This window comes from Sphingomonas longa, assembly GCF_016892685.1.
GTDB lineage: Bacteria > Pseudomonadota > Alphaproteobacteria > Sphingomonadales > Sphingomonadaceae > Sphingomonas > Sphingomonas longa.
The window spans coordinates 137054-152885 of the sequence record NZ_JAFEMC010000004.1 but is presented as its reverse complement, the minus strand read 5'-3'; the positions used below and the strand labels follow the sequence as shown (position 1 = coordinate 152885).

Annotated in this window: 12 protein-coding genes; 1 reads left to right on the top strand and 11 read right to left on the bottom strand. The window is 68.7% G+C overall.

All coding sequences use genetic code 11. The annotated features are described in order from the left end of the window. Positions 1-7: 7 nt before the first annotated feature. The 7 genes from ILT43_RS14000 to ILT43_RS13970 form a co-directional block, all read right to left on the bottom strand. Positions 8-1318 carry an MFS transporter gene (locus ILT43_RS14000; protein ID WP_204199599.1) on the bottom strand — a complete coding sequence of 437 codons (1311 nt, stop codon included), beginning with the start codon at positions 1316-1318 and terminating at the stop codon, positions 8-10. Beyond that, complete coding sequence (locus tag ILT43_RS13995; protein ID WP_204199598.1) at positions 1318-2265, bottom strand: alpha/beta hydrolase; 948 nt, start codon at positions 2263-2265, stop codon at positions 1318-1320. The genes ILT43_RS14000 and ILT43_RS13995 overlap by 1 nt, the downstream gene beginning before the upstream one ends. Positions 2266-2273: 8 nt before the next feature. Beyond that, positions 2274-3689, bottom strand: coding sequence for an FAD-binding oxidoreductase (locus ILT43_RS13990; RefSeq protein WP_204199597.1), 1416 nt, complete (start codon positions 3687-3689; stop codon positions 2274-2276). Between the two features lies 1 nt (position 3690). Then, positions 3691-5877, bottom strand: a complete 2187-nt coding sequence (locus tag ILT43_RS13985) for a TonB-dependent receptor (RefSeq protein ID WP_204199596.1) — start codon at positions 5875-5877, stop codon at positions 3691-3693. 114 nt (positions 5878-5991) lie between these two features. Further along, a complete protein-coding gene (locus ILT43_RS13980) occupies positions 5992-6753 on the bottom strand; it encodes an SDR family NAD(P)-dependent oxidoreductase (protein ID WP_204199595.1) in 762 nt (253 codons plus the stop codon). A 12-nt stretch (positions 6754-6765) separates the two neighbouring features. Beyond that, entirely contained in the window at positions 6766-8259 is a 1494-nt protein-coding gene (locus tag ILT43_RS13975; RefSeq protein ID WP_204199594.1) for a carboxylesterase/lipase family protein, read from the bottom strand. 82 nt (positions 8260-8341) lie between these two features. After that, the gene (locus ILT43_RS13970; RefSeq protein ID WP_204199593.1) at positions 8342-9469 is read right to left on the bottom strand and encodes a hypothetical protein; all 1128 of its coding nucleotides are present in this window, start codon (positions 9467-9469) and stop codon (positions 8342-8344) included. 144 nt (positions 9470-9613) lie between these two features. On the opposite strand from ILT43_RS13970, the gene ILT43_RS13965 reads away from it, so the two are divergent. Continuing rightward, on the top strand, positions 9614-10546 hold the full coding sequence (locus ILT43_RS13965; RefSeq protein ID WP_204199592.1) for a ferritin-like domain-containing protein: 933 nt from the start codon (positions 9614-9616) through the stop codon (positions 10544-10546). A 34-nt stretch (positions 10547-10580) separates the two neighbouring features. Here the strand turns inward: ILT43_RS13965 and ILT43_RS13960 are convergent, their stop codons facing one another. From ILT43_RS13960 to ILT43_RS13945, 4 genes are read right to left on the bottom strand one after another with little or no spacing between them, the layout of a single operon-like run. Further along, positions 10581-11420: a Crp/Fnr family transcriptional regulator gene (locus ILT43_RS13960; protein WP_204199591.1), complete on the bottom strand. Its 840-nt coding sequence runs from the start codon at positions 11418-11420 to the stop codon at positions 10581-10583. A gap of 11 nt (positions 11421-11431) precedes the next feature. Further along, positions 11432-13636, bottom strand: coding sequence for a GumC family protein (locus ILT43_RS13955; RefSeq protein ID WP_204199590.1), 2205 nt, complete (start codon positions 13634-13636; stop codon positions 11432-11434). Positions 13637-13659: 23 nt separating this feature from the next. Beyond that, positions 13660-14982: an outer membrane beta-barrel protein gene (locus ILT43_RS13950; RefSeq protein ID WP_204199589.1), complete on the bottom strand. Its 1323-nt coding sequence runs from the start codon at positions 14980-14982 to the stop codon at positions 13660-13662. Further along, on the bottom strand, positions 14979-15539 hold the full coding sequence (locus tag ILT43_RS13945) for a polysaccharide biosynthesis/export family protein (protein ID WP_204199588.1): 561 nt from the start codon (positions 15537-15539) through the stop codon (positions 14979-14981). The genes ILT43_RS13950 and ILT43_RS13945 overlap by 4 nt, the downstream gene beginning before the upstream one ends. Positions 15540-15832: the final 293 nt, after the last annotated feature.

The following is a 15832-nucleotide window of genomic DNA, read 5'->3' as shown; positions in this document are numbered from 1 at the left end:
AAGGTCGTCAATAGCTATCTGACAGGTCTGCTGTTGCAGATAGCGGTGCGCGGCGGATCGCAAGGAAGAATGCGCCGACCGAGAGCACGCCCGTGACCCCGCCGACGATCGCCAGGGCGGGGGCGAGATGGCCCTCCCCACCCAGCAACGCGCTGACGCCGGTCACCAGCGACGGTGCGATGCCGAAGCCGATCAGGCCGGCAAAGGCGATGAACGCCCCGATGCACAGGCCCCGCAACTCGTTCGGGATGAGGACGGTGAGCGCGACGGATGTCGCGAGCCCCGTCACCGCGCCGCACAGCGACAACGTGCCGAAGGCGAGTGCGAACCCCGTGACCGAGGGCGCGATCGGGAACAGGGCCGCCGGCACGCCGATGATCGCCGCGACCAGTGCCCCGATCAGCAGGCCGCCACGCCGTCCGCTCTTTTGCCCCAAATCAGCAGTGAATCCGCCCAGCAGCGTGCCGCCCAGACCGCTGACCAGCACCAGCGCGCCCATCCAGCCGGCGAAATCGCCCGGTTGCAACCCGAAGCGGCGCGACAACACGGGTGCGGCCCAGACAAGCGCGGCATTGTCGGCCATGACCACCGCGACCTGCCCTACGAACAGGGGCAACAGGAACCGGCGGCGCGACCAGAGTTCGGCCGCCAGAACCTTGAACGGCGCGTGCGTGGCCGCAGCGACTTCACGCCGGGCGGGTTCGCGCAGGAGCAACAGCGGCAGGATCAGCGTCAGGCTGATGACGGCCAGCACTGCATGCGTCGCGCGCCACGGTGCCAGGCCGGCGATCGACGTCAGCGTGCCGCTGGTAAACGCGCCGAACAGCCAGCCGCCGACCGCGAATGCGCCGGCAAGGCCCATCATCTTGCCGATGTTGACGACCAGCATCCCGCGCCCGCGTTGCGCCGGCAGGCAGAGGTCGGCGGTCAGCGACAGCGCGGCGGTCAGCGCGCCGGTCACACCGGTGGCGGTCAGGACGCGCGCGATGAACAGCATGACCGCACCCTGCGACACCGCCGTGAGGACGGTGCCGAGCGTCCAGACCAGCGCCAGCGCGATCATCAGCCGTACCCGGTTGAACCGGTCGACCAGCAGCCCGACCGGGATGGAGAATACCACCAATGCCAATCCCGCACTGACCCCCTGAATAGCGCCCAGCGATGCGTCGCTAAGGCCCAGTTCGGCCTTCACGCTTTCCTGCACGGTGCCGAACGATCCCATCATCGCAAAGCCGATCGTCATCGCCAGCGTCAGGGCGAGAAGCGAGGGCAGCGCGCTGCGGAAGCCGGATTTCGGTGCGAGTGCGATCGTCGCCATTATGCGATTGCTCCTGACAGGGCGCGGGCCAGCGCGTCGATACGGGCGGCCTGTGCGCGGTTCGCCACGGCGGGGCCGGGCAACGCGTCGAAGCCGTGGAAGCCACCGGAGTGGACGTGAAGTTCGGTCGGTACGCCCGCGGCGATCAGGCGGCGGGCATATTCGATATCCTCGTCAACGAAGAGGTCGAGTGCGCCGGTCATGATGAAGGCCGGCGGCAGACCGGACAGGTCGTCGGCGCGCGCCGCGGCGGCATAGGGCGACACGGCTTCCATGCCGGGTTCGTGGCCGAGCAGCGCCGACCAGCCGAAGCGGTTGTTGTGCGGCGTCCAGATGAACTCGCCCGCGAAGGGATGCGGCGGCCGGATGCAGGTGCGGTCGTCGATCATCGGATAGGTCAGATGCTGGAACGCCAGTCCGATCTCGTCCCGGTCGCGCGCCATCAGCGCGAGGGCCGCGGCGAGGCCGCCGCCCGCGCTTTCGCCCATCACGCCGAGGCGTGCCGGGTCGATGCCCAGTTCGTCCGCATGCGCGACGGTCCAGCGCAGGCCGGCATAGCAATCCTCGATCGCGCCGGGGAACACCGTCTCGGGCGCGAGGCGATAGTCGACCGACACGATGACGCAGCCGAGCGTGCCGGCGAGCGGGCGGTGGACGAACTCCAGCTCGCGTGCCGATCCGCCGACATAGCCGCCGCCGTGAATGTGATAGATGCAGCCGGTCGAGCCGGTCGCGTCGCGCGGGCGATAGATGCGCAGGCCGATGTCGGGCGCGCCGTCCGGGCCGGCGATGCGCCGCTCCGTCACGTCGACGCCGCTGTCGGGGGCCGGCGGCAGGGGCAGGTCGCGGGCGCGGAGTTCGGCCAGCGTCGCGTCCGTCAGCCGCACCGTGGGCCACGCCGCCAGCAGGGGATGGAGTTCCGGATCGACGAGATGCCGGCTGGTCATCGGTCGGGTCACAGGGTGAAGATCTTGCCGGGGTTCATCAGGTTCAGCGGGTCGAGCGCGCGCTTGATCGTCCGCATCGTATCGACCGCGTCGCCCAGTTCGGCGACCAGCCAGTCCTGCTTGCCGATGCCGATGCCGTGTTCGCCGGTGCAGGTGCCGTCCATCGCAATCGCGCGGTCGACGAGACGGCGGTTGATCGCCTCCACCTCCGCGAACTCGAGCGGGGCGGCGGGGTCGATCGAGAAGATGACATGGAAATTGCCGTCGCCGACATGGCCGAGGATCGAGGCCGGGACGCTGCCGGCATCGATGTCGGCCCGGGTCTGGAGGATACATTCGGGCAGGCGGCTGATCGGCACGCAGACGTCCGTCGTCCAGCCGACGGCACCGGGGCGGACGTTGACGGCGGCGTAATAGGCCTCGTGCCGCGCCTTCCACAGCTTCGCGCGTTCCTCCGGCTGGTTCGACCATGCGAACTGGCCGCCGCCATTCGCATCGGCGAGGGCGGCGACGATCTCCACCTGCTCCGCGACGCCGTTGGGCGACCCGTGAAATTCGAAGAACAGCGTCGTGATCTCCGGATAGTCGAGCTTCGACCAGCGATTGACCGCCGCCATCTGGCGGTCGTCGAGAATCTCGACGCGGGCGAGCGGCACGCCGCACTGGATCGACTGCACGACGGTATCGACCGCGCCCTGCAAGGTCGCGAACCCGCAGACGGCGGAGGATATCTGTTCCGGGATCGGGTGCAGGCGCAGCGATACCTCGGTGATGATGCCCAGCGTGCCCTCCGCGCCGACGAACAGGCGGGTCAGGTCGTAGCCGGCGGCGGACTTGCGCGCGCGGGTGCCGGTGCGGATGACTGTCCCGTCTGCAGTAACGACGGTGAGCGACAACACCGCGTCGCGCATCGTGCCGTAGCGGACGGCGTTGGTGCCGCTGGCCCGCGTCGAGGCCATGCCGCCGATCGTCGCATTCGCGCCCGGATCGATCGGAAAGAACAGGCCGGTGTCGCGGAGATGCGCGTTGAGTTCCTCGCGTCGCACGCCCGCCTGTACGGTGCAGTCGAAATCCTCGGCATGGATCGCGAGGATCGCGTCCATCCGCGACAGGTTGATGCTGACCCCGCCGTTCACCGGCAGCGCGTTGCCCTCGATCGAGGTGCCCGCGCCGAACGGGACGATCGCCACCCCCGCCGCCGTGCACAGCCGGACGCAGTCGGCGACCTCCTCCGTCGAGGCGGCGAAGACCACCGCGTCGGGAAGCGCCTCCGCGAAATGCGCCTCGCTGGTGCCGTGCTGGCGGCGGACGCCCTCACCCAGTGCCAGCGCGTCGCCGAAGCGCTGGCGGAGGGAGGCGACGAATGCCTCGTCTAGCGGCGGGCGGACGGGGTTGCCGGACTGGGGGAGAGGTGCGTGGATCATGTCAGAACCGGATCGTGCCGCGGATACCGATGCGCCGGCGTGGCGACTGGATCGCGAGGTTGGAGACGAGCGGCGCGGGCAGGCCGGCACGGCGCAGCAACGAGGCGTCGAGATACGTCTCGACATATTTCTCGTTGAGCAGGTTGGTGGCGAAGGCGGCGACCTCCAGCGGCCCGGCCTGCCAGCCGAGCGACGCGTTGACGAGGTAATAGGGCGACAGGATCGGCACCGATGCGGCATCGAGCGAACCGCCGGTGCGAGCGCCCTTGGCGACGACGTTGGTGTCCAGCACGATCGCCTGATCGCCGTGGAAGGGCAGGCGCAGGTTGGTGCCGACCGAGTAGTTGGCGTCGGGCACGAACAGGATGCGGTCGCCCGGATAGGCATAGCCGGTCACCGCCTGGAACTGGCGGGCGTCGGTGACGCGCGAGTGGAGCAACGTGGCATTGGCGTAGACGCGCCACAGCTTGCTGATGCTGAACGACAGTTCCGCCTCCGCGCCGTAGCTTTCGACATCGCCGGAATTGAGGTTGATCGCGACGAAGCCGACCGGCTGGCCGGTGGCGGGGTTGAGGATGGTCGACGGGGCGAGGGCGTTCGCGCCGATGAAGTTCTTGTAGTCGTTGTAGAAGGCGGCGACGTTGGCGGTCAGGCGGCCGTCGAGGGCGCTGGCCTTCGACCCGACTTCGTAGGTCCAGACGCTGTCGCCCCGGTAGGTCAGGTTCGGTGCGCCGGGACCGTTCTGGCCACCGCCGCGCACGCCGCGCGCGACCGAGGCGTAGGTCATGAAGTCGGGCGTCCAGCGCTTGGTCAACGTCGCGCGCGGCTGCCACTCGTTCGCCTTGTAGGCGGCGGGCAGGCCGGCGGTGGAGGCGCTGAGCGTCTGGTGGTCGTAGCGGATGCCGACCGCGAGATCGAGGCCGTCGCCGAAGTTGAGGAAGCCGGTGGCGAAGCCGGCAATGTTCTCGTTCTTCGCGGTGGCGGTCGCCGGCACGGTCAGGTTTGCGGGCACCACGGTCGTGGTCGAGACCGCATCGGTGGTCGAGCGGCCGTAGAATGCACCGATCAGTGTCGAGAAGCGGTCGCTCCATTTGGTGTCGAAACGAAGCTCGCCGGTGCGCGTCTTCAGCGTGCGGTCGGAGGTGACGCGGAAGAAATCGAGCGCGCTATAGTCGCCGTCGCCCGCGCTGACCGTGTCGCTCTGGTTGTAGGCGGCGATCGCGGTGATGGTCGTGGCGATGCTGTCGACGTCGAACTCGCCCTTCAGGTTGGCGGCGTAATAGTCGATCGTCGCGAGGCTGCGCTGGTTGGTGCTGTTGTCCAGCGTGTAGTCGCGCGGGCCATTCACGTGGAAATACGGCGTCGAGCCGCCGAAGACGCGGTCGTAGCCGCCGTTGAGCGTGAAGCGCGCCCAGCTGGCGGGAACGAAGCGCAGCGTGCCGTTGATGCTCTGCGTTTCCAGCGGGTTCTGGTCGCCGCCGGCCAGCAGGTTGCGCTGGAACCCGTCCTCGCGGTGGTATGCGGCGCCGATGCGGAATTGCAGGACATCGTCGACGATCGGGCCGGAGATGCTGCCGGAGACGGACGCATAATTGTCGCCGGTCGCCAGCGCGCCATCGATGCGGCCCTGCCAGTCGTTGGTCGGCTGGCGCGTGACGACGTTGATCGCGCCGCCCAGCGTGTTGTTGCCGAACAGCGTGCCCTGCGGACCGCGCAGCACCTCGACGCGGGCGACATCGACCAGCGGCGAGTTCAGGTACGTCGTGTTGGGCTGGTAGATGCCGTCGATGAAGATGCCGACGCCGGGCTGGACGGTATCGATTAGCGTCGTGCCGACGCCGCGGATCGACACGAATGCGCGGCCGACCGAGTCGGAATTGATGTTCAGGCCGGGCGTGTAGGCGGCGACGTCGCGCACCACGACCAATTGCTGCTGCTTGATGGCGTCGCCGGAGATGGCGGTGACGGCGATCGGCACGTCCTGCAACCGCTCCTCGCGACGGCGGGCGGTGACGACGATGTCGGAGGCGGCCGGATCGGTACCGGCTTCGAGGTCGACCTGCGGATCGGCGGGCGTGCCCCGATCGGTGGTCTGGGCGTCCTGTGGCTCGGCCGTCTGTGCCTGCGCCAGGGCGGGCATGACGAGAGCGAGGGCGGTGGATAGCGCGAACAGCGAACGACGACGCATGCAGAACCTCTCCGTGAGCGGCGGATCGTTGTCGTCCACCTGTCAGAAAGGTATGCGCTTGTCGCTACCTATCGGAAAGGCCGGCGGCTGTGCCGATCGGCTCTCCGGCTTGCCTCACCAGCAGGAATAGCCGCCGTCGACCAGGACGATGCTGCCCGTCATCAGGCTGGCGGCATCGGAGGCGAGGAAATGGACGACGGACGCCACCTCTTCCGGTTCCCCAAGGCGGCCCTGCGGTGTGGCGTCGATCCAGCGGCGGTACATCTCGCTCGTCCGGTCGGCGAAGGCGTTGAGCGGGGTCGAGATATAGGTTGGGGCGACGGCGTTGACGCGCACGCCGCGGCCCGCCCATTCGGCGGCGAGGCTTTTGGTCAACTGATGCACAGCGGCTTTCGAGGTATTGTAATAGCTTTGCGGTTGCGGGCGGTTGACGATGACGCCCGACATCGAGCCGATGTTGACGATCGACCCCGATCCCTTCGCCAGCATCCGCCGGCCGAAGGCGCGCGCGCACCAGAAGGTGCCGTTGAGGTTCACGTCGAGGACGTTCAGCCAATGCTCGTCCGCGACATCCTCCGCCGCGGTGTCGCTGCGCGCGATGCCGGCGTTGTTGACGAGGATGTCGGTGCCGCCGCCGCGCTCCGCCGCCGCCTCGACCGCGGTGGAGTCGGTCACGTCGAGGACGCAGCCGTCGACGCGGTGGCCCTTCGCGCGCAGGCCCTCGAGGCCGCGTTCCAGCAGGGCGGGGTCGCGGTCGGCGATCGTCACGGCCGCGCCGAACTCCGCCAGCGCGTCGGCGCAGGACCAGCCGATCCCCTGCGCGCCGCCGGTGACGAAGGCGGTGCGGCCGTCCAGCCGCAGGCGTTCAGCGTACATCGGGTCGATCCTTCAGGGCAGGTAGGCGGCGGCGGGCATCGCCGGTTCGTGCGCGGCGCTGCCCGCCTCGATGCGGTAGACCTGCCGCGTGTCGCGGTCGAACTCGGCCCACGGCAGCGAGCCGTCGCGTGCGAAGTCGATCCACAGGCGGTGCATGCGATCCGCCAGTTCCTGCGGCGCGGTCTGACCGAGCAGACCCTCCGGCCCGGTCGCGGTAGCCAGCGTATCGAACACGAACGGGATCTCCACCGCGTGCGCCGCGCCGAGTTCGCCGCCGAACGCGGTCGAGCGCCATTCGAACTCGTAGACATGCGTGCGGCCGCGATGCTCCTCCGCGAAGCGACGCGCGGGCCAGCGGAAAACGAGGTCGGTCATCGCATCGGTCAGCGCGCGTCCGCCGGACTGGCGACCCGCGCCGTACGCGTTGAGGACGCTCCACGCGCGCGGCTGCGACCGGCGGAGCGCCAGCCACGCGATGAGGCGGCCGATCTTGTCGCGTACTCCGCTGGAGACAAGGTACAGGTTCATCTCCTCCGCGTTCGATCCGATCAGCACGTCGATCTCCGCCCCCGCGCCGGTCTTCAAAGCGTCGAGCGGCTCGACCGGCAGCACGTCGTCGCCGTGGACGGGCACGAAGCGGCTGATGCCGAACACCGGCTCCCGCCCGTCCGATCCGCGCAGGTCGATGCGCGTGGTGGGTAGCGACACCGTTTCGATTGCGTCGAGCACAGCCTCGATCGGGGCGGAGGCGAAGCCGTCGCGGGTCGCGGCGACGCCGAGCAGCTTGGCCATCCTGGCGACGAGGCGCCGGGCGACGCCTATGTCGCGCGTCATGCCGCCGTGCCCGCTCTGGATGATGGCACGGCGGAACAGGCCCTTGGCCAGTGGCGAGGTGACGAGGTCGGCGATGGCCATCGCGCCGGCGGACTCGCCGAACACGGTGACGTTGTCGGGATCGCCGCCGAACGCCGCGGCCTCCTGCCGGACCCAGTGCAAGGCTGCGATCATGTCGCGCAGGCCGAGATTCGTGGGCACGCCCGGGATCGGCAGGAACCCGTCGACACCCATGCGGTAGTTGATCGCGATGCACACGACCCCGTCGCGCGCGAAGGTCGCGCCGTCCTGCACCGGCGCGTCCTTGCTGCCGACCACGAAGCCGCCGCCGTGGATGAAGACCATCACGGGCAATCCGGTGTGGTCGTCGTCCGGCCGCCAGACGTTGAGCGTCAGATAATCGTCGCCGGGTGCCCAGCCGTCGCCGATCAACGCCGCCACGTCGAGACCGGGGACGGCCCTGGTCCGTTGCGGGGCGTTCGGTCCCGGTTTCAGCGTATCGCGGATGCCCGCCCAGGCCGCGACCGGCTGCGGCGCGGCGAAGCGATGTTCGCCGGTCGGCGATGCGGCATAGGGGATACCGAGGAAGCGTCGGACACCGTTGATCGAGCGGCCGCACAGTTCACCCGCCGCGACGCGAGCGATGACCGTGCTGTTGGAGTCGGAAGACATACCGCGACGCTAGCCGATGCCGGTGGCGGCGGGGCGGCGAACAATATGCCGATCGGCAAGTTGCGCGTGCCGGCACAGCCCGTCAACCGCCGTTCATGCCCAAATAGCGGATGACGGTGTCGGTGCCGGTGTTCCTGATCTTCAGCGAGCCGATGCGCGCGCCGGTGGCGGAGCGGACGATCAGGTCGATGTCGTAGTCGGTGCAATATTCGAGCTGGACGAGCCCGTTCATCGGGTTGCCCGGAATGGTGTCGAAAACCTCGCCGGTGACGCGGAGGCCCGAGCAGCGGACGGCGCGGATGAACTGGCCGTTGCGGCGACCGCGCAGCTTGACGTTGCGCAACGTCACATTCTTCGCATCGGTGATGTAGGCGGTCGGCCCTTCCTGCGTGGCCGCGCCGTAATCGAGGTCGGCGTTGACGATCGTGATGTTTTCGATGACGCAGCCCTGCGCGACGCCGTTGTTCTGGATCATCAGCGGGCACCCGGTCGGCCCCTCCGTGATGCGGCCCCTGATGCCGGTCAGGGTAATGTTGCGGATCGTCGCACGGCCGGTCGTGGTGCTGGTGAAGAACTTGATGCAGGAAAAGGCGGCGCTGTTCAGCGTCATCGTCGACAGCGTGATGCGTTCCATCAGCGCGTCGATCGATTCGTGGTTTTCCGACGTGAAGGACAGCGCGTCGTCGCCGCTCTGCACGGTGATGCCGGAGCCGGTGATGCGGTTGCACGCGCCGAAGAAATGCAGGCCGTCCGCGCCCGGGCGGTTAACGCCGGAGAACAGCTTCAACCCATTGAGGTGGCCGCCGGTCGAATTCTTCACCTCCATGCCGAAGCCGGTCAGCGGCCCCGCGGTCTCGACGTTCAGGACGGTGAAGCCATCGGTCTTGACGATCCCAAGCCCCTTGCGGGTCGCGCCCTGAGGATCGGAGGGCGCGCCGACGAACGCGCCGCCGCCGCCGACGATCGTGACGTTCGACAGCCGGCCGCCCGTACGGTTGGTCAGACAATAGTGGGTGCCGACCGCTGGGCCGTGATCGTTGTAGAGGTCGCCGGCGACGATGATCTTGGCGTTGCTGGAATAGCCCAGCCCGGTCGCGAGCAGGCGGTGGCCGCCGGGTGGCACGGTGTAGGCCTTGCGGCCGGAGGCGGCGGCGTCGAGCGCGGCCTGAAGCGTGGCGGTCATGTCGGCGGAGTTCATCGGGGTGGTCATGGCCGCCGCCTAGAACGGGATTTTCCTTAACGTTCCGCAACCATTAGCCCGTATTCAAGTCCTTGTTTATCAAATGATAAGTTCAGTGCCGTCCAAGGATCGCCGTTAACCCGACGGCAAAGGTCCGGGCGGCCAAGAGGGGGCATGAACCTGACCGACACGCCACATGACCGCCGCCGTTTCCTCCATCTCGCCGGCGTCTTCTCCGCCGGTGCGCTGCTCGCCGGGTGCGGCGGTGGCGAGGAGGGGGGCGACGACATCGCCGCGCCTAGCCCAGCGGCGACCTCTGCACCGATAGTGGTCACCGGATCGCATGTGCTGAACCTGGCGCTGAACCTCGCCTATCTGGGGGCGCAATTCTATGGCCATGCCGCGTCGGGCGCGGGGTTGCCGGGCGACCTGACCGGCGGGATCGGCATGGCCGGTGCGGTGTCGGGCGCGCGCGCGGCGAGCTTTCAGGACCCGATGATCGCGGGCTATGCCGCCGAACTGGCGGTGGACAAGCAGGCGCACGTCGTCGCCCTGCGTCGGCAGATCGGCACCGCCGCCGCGGCGCAGCCGGCGATGGACCTGTCCGGTACGGGAGGCGGCGCGTTCGCCGTGGCCGCGCAGGGCGCGGGCATCGTTGCGGCGGGAGCTGCGTTCGATCCGTATGCCAGCGACGGCAATTTCCTGCTGGGGGCGCTGCTGGTGGAGAATGCGGTGGCGGCGGCGTACCGCACGCTGACGGTGAAGGGTGATGAGGAGAGCGCGGCGATCGTCGCCGAGCATCTGGCCGATTCCATCTATCACGGCGGGCTGATCCGCACCCTGCTGGACGATCGCGCCGCGAGCGATGCGTCAATCGATCGGGCGGTGGTCGGCACGACGACGCTGCTCGCCAAGCTGGACGGGACCGATATGGGCGACCAGACACTCGCCGGTGCCGTCGGCGTCAGTTCCAACCTGTTCGATGCGGACGGGCGACCGATCCCGTTCACGCGGGACACGGCCCAGGTCCTGAAGGGGCTGTACCTGTCCACCAGCGGCGTCGGCGGGTTCCTGCCGCGCGGGGCGAACGGTATCGCCGTAGTCTAAGGGCAGCGTCAGCGGGCGAGGTCCGGCGGCGGAATCAGGCGGCAGCCCCCGTCTGCGCGGCATGGGTCGGATCGGTACGATCGGCGAGCAAGGCGAGCCGGCCGAAGTCGTGGATCGTCGCGACGCCAGCCCGGATCGACACCATCTTTTCGCGCCGCAATTGCGAGACGATGCGGTTGATGTGAACGAGGCTGAGCCCCAGCAATTCGCCCAGCGTGTCCTGCGTCAGCGGCATCGGGAAGGAGGCGTTGTGGACGAAGCCGATGACGGCAAGTCGCTGGTGCAGTTCGAGCAGCAGATGCGCCATCCGTTGCCGCGCGCTCTGGCAGCCGAGGCGGACGATATGGTCGAGCAGCCGGGCCTCCTCCGCGCGGTCGATCGCCGCGAGTGCGCGGACGATACCGGGATAGTCGCTCGGCTGGTCGCGGACCGCGCCGACGAGGCGGCCGACGCCGATCGTGCGAACCTGCGTCAGCGCCACGACCGGGTTCATCGCCAGCGGCCGGCGTTCGCCGCGATCGCCCATCAGGTCGCCGGGCAGGACGAGGTCGAGCATCTGCCGGCGCCCGTCGGGCAGGATGCGCGGGCGCGTCGCCCAGCCGGTGACGATCAGCCGGCGATGCGGGCTACCATCCTCCTGCGGGCAGACGCTGGTGCCGGGGGCGTGCAGCTTGGGCGGCTCGCTGAGCGACAGAACCAGCTCCACCTCGTGCGGGGCCAGCGCGGTCAGCGCCCGCAGCCGGTGAAGGAGCAGTTCGGTGCTCAGCACGCGGACGCCGCCACGGGGATCGCTGCGCGCATCGGCACGGGGATCGCTGCGCGCATCGGCACGAGGATCGCCGCTGTTGCCGCTGCCGGGGTTGATATGGGCCATCGCGCGCATCGTCAGTTCGCGTAATAGCCGGCGTAGGACCCCATGAATTGGGCCGGGTCGCCATAGCCGGACCGGGCCAGTGCATGCAGGTCGACGCGGCTGAGCGCGACGCCGGTCATCTTCACGCCCAGCGTCTGGAGCAGGTGCACCGCCATCTCGACCGCCGCGTCGGGCGTCTTGCGCCAGCGGACGAGCAGGACGGTGGAGTCGACCTTCTTCGCCACCAGACGCCCGTCGACGACGGGGAGGACGGGCGACGCGTCGAAGATGACGACGTCGAAGCGGACCTTCAGATCCTCGATCAGGCGGTCGAAACTGCCGTTGTTCAGCGCCTGCGTACCGCCGATGCCGGCACGCAGCATCGGCAGGATGTACAGGGGCGAATCGCTGTCGCGGACCAGCGCCTCGTCCAGCGTCGCTTCTCCATCGAGCACCTGTTGCAAGCCGACATCGGGCCGCAGGCCGAGCGCGCTGGCGATGCTGGGGCGGCGCATGTCGGCATCGACCAGCACCACCTTCGGCCCGCTCATCGCGACGATCCGGGCGAGGCCGATCGAGGCCGTGGTCTTGCCTTCGTTGGGGAGGGCCGAAGTGAGGGCGATCGTGCGGACCTTGCCGGACCCGGCCGCCTCCAGCACCGACGCCGCGAGGTTGCGGTACCCCTCCGCATAGGCGGACTGGCTGTGGTCGACGAGCGCGCTGATCGGGTCGCTGCCGCCGACATCGCGGACCGCCGAGCCGAGCGTCGGCAGGCCGGCGAGATAGGGGAGTTGCAGGCGACCCTCCACATCCTCCAGCGTGCGGATGCCGCGATCCGTGCCCTGGCGCAGGAACACGACGCCGAGGCCGATCGCGGTCGCCAGCAGGCCACCGACGAGCAGGTTGATCGGCACGTTGGGCGAGGTGGGATCGACGGGCAGCGCGGCGAGGCTGGCGATGCGCGCGTCGGGTTGCGTCGTGGCGGCCTGCGCACCGATTTCGTTCACGCGGTTGAGCAGCGCCGCATAGCGCTGATGGGCGGTTTCGGAGCGAAGTTGCAGGCCACCAAGCGCGATCGAGGCGACGTTGTTGGTCGCGACCTGCGACCGCGCCGCGCTGGCACTGCCCGCGAGCGAACCGGTACGGCGCGACGCGACCTCCCGCTGCGCCTCCAGATTGGAGATGGTGCGGCGGATCTCGCCCTGGATCTGTGCGTCGATGTCGTCGACCTGACGCTGCGCGGCGGCGAGCGGCGGGTATTTCGGCCCGTAGCGACCCCCGAGATCGGCGACCTGTGCACTGACGACGGCGCGCTGGCTGCGCAATTGCTGGATGACGGGCGAGCCCAGCGCCTCCCCCAAATCGTCGCCGGACGAACCGCGCGCGAGCTGGCGGCGGGCGGTGGCGAGCCGCGCGGCGGCCTCCGCCTCCCCGGCGCGCGCCTGCGCCACCTGTTCGTCGAGCGAGGACAGTTGCTGCTCGGCGATCGTGCCGCCCTGAATGCTCATCAGGTTGTTGGCGACCTTGTAGCGGCCGAGCGCGCCGTCGGCGGCCTCGACCTCCTGCCGGGCGTCGTCGAGCTGGCTGCGCAGCAGGCGATGCGATGAATCCGCCCCCTCACGCTTGACCGCCACCGACTGGGCGACGAACTGACGCGCGAAGCCGTTGACGACCTCCATCGCGAGATGCCGGTCGGGATGCGCGAACGACAGCGTCAGTACGAAGGTTTGCGCGGTGCGGTGGACCTCCAGCCGCTGTTGCAGCTGCGCGATCGCGGCATCGCGCCGGGCCGATGCTGCGACCGGCTTCCGCGTCGGTGCGAGCAGCGGGATGCGGTCGCGCAGCGTCGGCGTGTCGGTCAGCGCGGCGAACCGCTCCGCCCGCGCCAGCCCGAGATCGTCGACGACCAGCCCCGCGAGCGTCCGGCTCTTGAGCAACTCGACCTGCGTATCGACGCTGGAGTCGGCGGCGGGATCGTTCAGCGGCGTCGTGCGATCCGAGCCGATCTCCGCCGGGCGCGGCGCGATCACCAGCGATGCGGTGGCGGTGTAGCTTTTCGGCTGGAGCAGCGTGAGCGCGGTCACCACGGCCATGATGCCGCCCGCGACCAGTACGAACAGCAGCAGGTGCCGGCGATAGGTCTTGATAAGGTCCATGATGCCGGGCGACGGCGCAGGGCGCGCGATCGGCATCAACATCGGGCGTACACCGTCATAGGCAGCGGGCAGAGTAGCCATGAGGCACCTCGATCGAAGGGGGTTCAGTTCTGGAAGGTGAGGGTCGCCGTGACGCGGTGATCGTCGAAGTCGGTGACGCCGCCGGTGCAGGAGCAATCCCGCGACAGGTAGCGATAGCCGAGCCGCGCGTTCCAGTGGTTGCGCGACAGATAGGTCAGGCCGGCACTGGCGAAGGGCAGTTTGTCGCGGCGTGGCAGGCCGCGATACGTGTCACGGAAATAGCCGCCCTCCAGCGACAGGACGATGTAGCGGCGCAGTTCGTTGTCCGCGCGCAGCGACCCGCCGCGGTGGAGGACGCCGCCGGTGCCGGGCACGCCGCTGTCCTGGACGCTGCTCTCGACGCGGGCAGTGAAGGTCCACAGCCGGTTCGGAAAATAGACCAGCGAGCCGAGCGTGCCGAAGCCCGCAATCGGGCGCAGTCCGTCCAGATCGAAGATCTGGCGGATGTAACCGGCGCGCACGTCGCCGCGGAGGATCGACGTAAGCTCGAAACTGGAGCCGACATACAGGCCGTAGCCGCGGGAATCGCGGGTGACGACGCTCTGGCCGATCGTGGTCGGATAGCGATAGTCGATCGTGTTGACCGTGCCCGCGCCGTACAACGAGACGGACGGGCTGAGCGCGCGTTCGACCCGCAACAGCCCCTGCACACGGGTGCGGTTGCGGTCGCGGGTGAAGATCGTGCCGCCGCTGCGCGAGGGCGTGTCGCGGAAGCGGATGTCGGCGACATCGGCGCGCAGGATGACACGGGTGTTCGAGCCTTCGAAACTGCCCGAGGCGAAGGCGTTGAGGGCGTTGTATTCGAGGGGCTTGGCCGCATCGACGGGCGAGTCGGGCGCGAACCGCGGGTTGATGAGCGAGCCGTAGCTGACGCCGGCGCTGAGCGCGCTGAGCGCACCGACGGCGACGTTGCCCTGCAATCCGCCGAGGACCTCCTCCGTGTTCTCGCTGACCTTGTCGGTGAAGCGGCGTACGTCGCCACGGGCATAGGCGGTGACGCGGTAGGGACCCGAGCTGGTCCGAACCGTCAGTTCCGGCCGGATCATCAGCCCGGCATCGGCGTGCTTGTCGGCGTTGTTGGCGAAGATGTTCGACGTGTAGAGGCCGCCGACCGCGAGGCCGGGAAAGACGTCGAACGCGCCGACCGTCATGCCCTTGGCCGAAAAGGCCGGCAGCATGCGATCGGCGACCGCCACCTCCCGGTCGCGCGCGAAGACCGAGCGGGCGGGGGTGAGCGGCGGCTCCGGCGGGATGACCACGGTGGGCTCGTCCTGCAAGAGCTGCGCCGTGGCGGGCACGGCCGAAGCGACGATCGCGATCGCCGTCAGGGCGGATGCGCGGATCAAAACCAGCGTTCCTTGATCCGGATCGTGTCGCCGGGCGCGACCATCGTGGCGGGGGTGACGTCGGTGGCAACCTCGGCATCGCTGCCGGCGTGCTTGATCATGACCTTTCGGGTCTTGGCGCGGTAGGTGTAGCCGCCCGCCTGCGCCACCGCGCCGAGCACGGTGAGCCCGTTGGCGAAGGGATATTGGCCGGGCTTGTTGACCTCTCCAAGGATGTAGAAGGGGCGAGTCGACAGCACCTCCACCGCGACGCGCGGGTCCTTGAGATATCCATCGGCGAGACGGGCGGTGATCCGGTCCTGCAACTGCGTCGAGGTCAGGCCGCGCACGTCGACCTCGCCGATCAGCGGCAGGGAAATGTAGCCGGAACCGCCGATCGTGAACTCACCGCCGAGCGCGGGGTCGCCGAACACGACGACGCGGACCCGATCGCCGCCCGATAAAGCATAGGAATAGGTGGGCAGCGTCGCCGCCGTTGTGGTGCGACCGATCGCCGTCGGTGTCGCCTGCCGCGCCGGCGCGGCGACACTGCAGATCAGGCCTGCATGTGCAGCCATGATAATTGAAAAAGATATGAGGCGTCTTAGCACAAGTACTCCCCCAGTTATCGGCGGCGAGACGTCTCCGTCATGCCACGCAGCCATGTTCATACTTGAGCGTGCGAGTATCATCGTCTTCGGAATAGATCCGAAGACGGGTGATACCCTGCTCTCCATTTCGGTCTTCGGCGCCGATGCTATCGGTCTCTTCCAAACGTCTAATGATGCATTTCGAACCGAAATGCGTTGATCCATGTAACTCGACTGCGCCAATCGGCCGTTTTTTGCGTCTTTTGATGCATTTGCCGGCA

Excerpts from the sequence above, each read along its gene's own strand:
- ILT43_RS13965 (WP_204199592.1), top strand. The coding sequence starts at position 9,614 with ATGAACCTGACCGACACGCCACATGACCGCCGCCGTTTCCTCCATCTC.
- ILT43_RS13995 (WP_204199598.1), bottom strand. The coding sequence starts at position 2,265 with ATGACCAGCCGGCATCTCGTCGATCCGGAACTCCATCCCCTGCTGGCG.
- ILT43_RS13980 (WP_204199595.1), bottom strand. The coding sequence starts at position 6,753 with ATGTACGCTGAACGCCTGCGGCTGGACGGCCGCACCGCCTTCGTCACC.
- ILT43_RS13970 (WP_204199593.1), bottom strand. The coding sequence starts at position 9,469 with ATGACCACCCCGATGAACTCCGCCGACATGACCGCCACGCTTCAGGCC.
- ILT43_RS13975 (WP_204199594.1), bottom strand. The coding sequence starts at position 8,259 with ATGTCTTCCGACTCCAACAGCACGGTCATCGCTCGCGTCGCGGCGGGT.
- ILT43_RS13985 (WP_204199596.1), bottom strand. The coding sequence starts at position 5,877 with ATGCGTCGTCGTTCGCTGTTCGCGCTATCCACCGCCCTCGCTCTCGTC.
- ILT43_RS13945 (WP_204199588.1), bottom strand. The coding sequence starts at position 15,539 with ATGGCTGCACATGCAGGCCTGATCTGCAGTGTCGCCGCGCCGGCGCGG.
- ILT43_RS14000 (WP_204199599.1), bottom strand. The coding sequence starts at position 1,318 with ATGGCGACGATCGCACTCGCACCGAAATCCGGCTTCCGCAGCGCGCTG.
- ILT43_RS13990 (WP_204199597.1), bottom strand. The coding sequence starts at position 3,689 with ATGATCCACGCACCTCTCCCCCAGTCCGGCAACCCCGTCCGCCCGCCG.
- ILT43_RS13955 (WP_204199590.1), bottom strand. The coding sequence starts at position 13,636 with ATGGCTACTCTGCCCGCTGCCTATGACGGTGTACGCCCGATGTTGATG.
- ILT43_RS13960 (WP_204199591.1), bottom strand. The coding sequence starts at position 11,420 with ATGGCCCATATCAACCCCGGCAGCGGCAACAGCGGCGATCCTCGTGCC.